The 1476-nt window shown below is 46.5% G+C and carries 2 protein-coding genes; both read left to right on the top strand.

The window, feature by feature from the left end; genetic code table 11:
• A partial coding sequence (locus tag MLE13_RS17755; RefSeq protein ID WP_240751097.1) for a helix-turn-helix domain-containing protein occupies positions 1-618 on the top strand: 618 nt, incomplete at its 5' end.
• A complete protein-coding gene (locus tag MLE13_RS17750; protein ID WP_240751098.1) occupies positions 582-1445 on the top strand; it encodes an IS3 family transposase in 864 nt (287 codons plus the stop codon). The genes MLE13_RS17755 and MLE13_RS17750, both read left to right, overlap by 37 nt.
• The last annotated feature ends 31 nt before the right edge of the window (positions 1446-1476 follow it).

Here is a 1476-nt window from a genome sequence, read left to right as displayed (position 1 = left end):
GGTAGTGCACCCCAAAAGTTAGAGTTCAAATCTAACTTTTGGGGTGTTTTTTATATGGCAAAATATAGTGAAGAGTTCAAGTTGCAGTTGGTGAAAGAATACGTGGATGGGACGCTGGGCTATAAGCTGTTAGCCCGGAAATACGGATTGCCTAGTACTACCCCGATTAAACGTTGGGTACGTGCTTATCAGGCATTTGGACAAGAAGGCTTACAGAAGAAGCAGACGAATCAAGTGTATTCTGTTCAATTCAAGGTGGATGTATTACACTTTATGAAACAAACAGGTGCTTCCTACCAAGATACAGCGATCGAATTTGAGATGAACGAGCCATCAATTGTTGCGAGATGGAATCGTGAATTTCTGGCGAAAGGGGTAAAAGGCCTGGAAGAACGAACGAAAGGACGGCCCTCCATGTCAAAAAAACCAAAACAAAAACCCATCAAACCAGAAAAGACGCTATCCCGAGAAGAACAACTGGAACGGGAGAATGAGCTTCTCCGTTTAGAAGTGGCGTATTTAAAAAAGTTAAAAGCTTTCCAGGAGAATCCGGATGCCTTCCTCGAAAAGCACAAGCAGCGCTGGCGTTCGAACTCCACGAAGAAGGATTCCGACTAAAGGACGTGCTGAAGATCGTCAATCTTCCGGAAGCGACGTACCATTACCACTGCCAGCGATTCGGTTCGGAAGACTTGGACCTGGAATGGAAAACCCTGATCCAGGAGCTGTTCGAGAAACACGAAGGCCGATACGGGTATCGACGGATTCACTTGGAATTACAAGCACAGGGATACGTCATCAATCACAAGAAAGTTCAACGGCTCATGGGTGTACTGGCGTTGAAATGTGTGAAATTCATTCGGAAGTCTCGCTACAAATCGTATAAGGGCAAAGTCGGAACCATCGCTAAAAATCGAATGAACCGCAGGTTTTCCACCCCACATGCCTTGCAGAAACTGACGACAGACGTCACCGAATTCAAATGTACAGGCGAGGAAAAGCTTTATTTGAGTCCGATCATGGACCTGTATAACGGCGAAATTATCGGGGTGAGTATGGCAAAACGGCCAACCCTCGACTTCGTCATGGAATCGCTTCATGAAGCCCTGCCAACGATCACTGGGCAGGCTGTCTACCGAACCACCATTCATTCCGACCAAGGTTGGCATTATCAGCACGCTTCCTGGGTGAAGGCGCTGAAGAAACAACAGATCTTCCAAAGCATGTCCCGAAAAGGGACGTGTGCCGACAACGCAGCCATGGAAAATTTCTTCGGCCTCTTGAAACAGGAGATGTATTACGGAGAAACATGGGTATCCTACGACGAATTGAAACGCCGGATCGATCAATATATCTCCTACTACAACAATGAACGCATCAAACAAAAATTGGCCGGCATGAGTCCGGTGGAATACCGAACGCATGCCAGCCAATTAGCTGCATAAACTAAAACTCTAACTTTAAGGGGTCACTACC

It is taken from the genome of Planococcus halocryophilus (assembly GCF_022489025.1).
Classification (GTDB): domain Bacteria; phylum Bacillota; class Bacilli; order Bacillales_A; family Planococcaceae; genus Planococcus; species Planococcus halocryophilus_A.
This window is presented reverse-complemented; position numbering and strand designations above follow the sequence as displayed.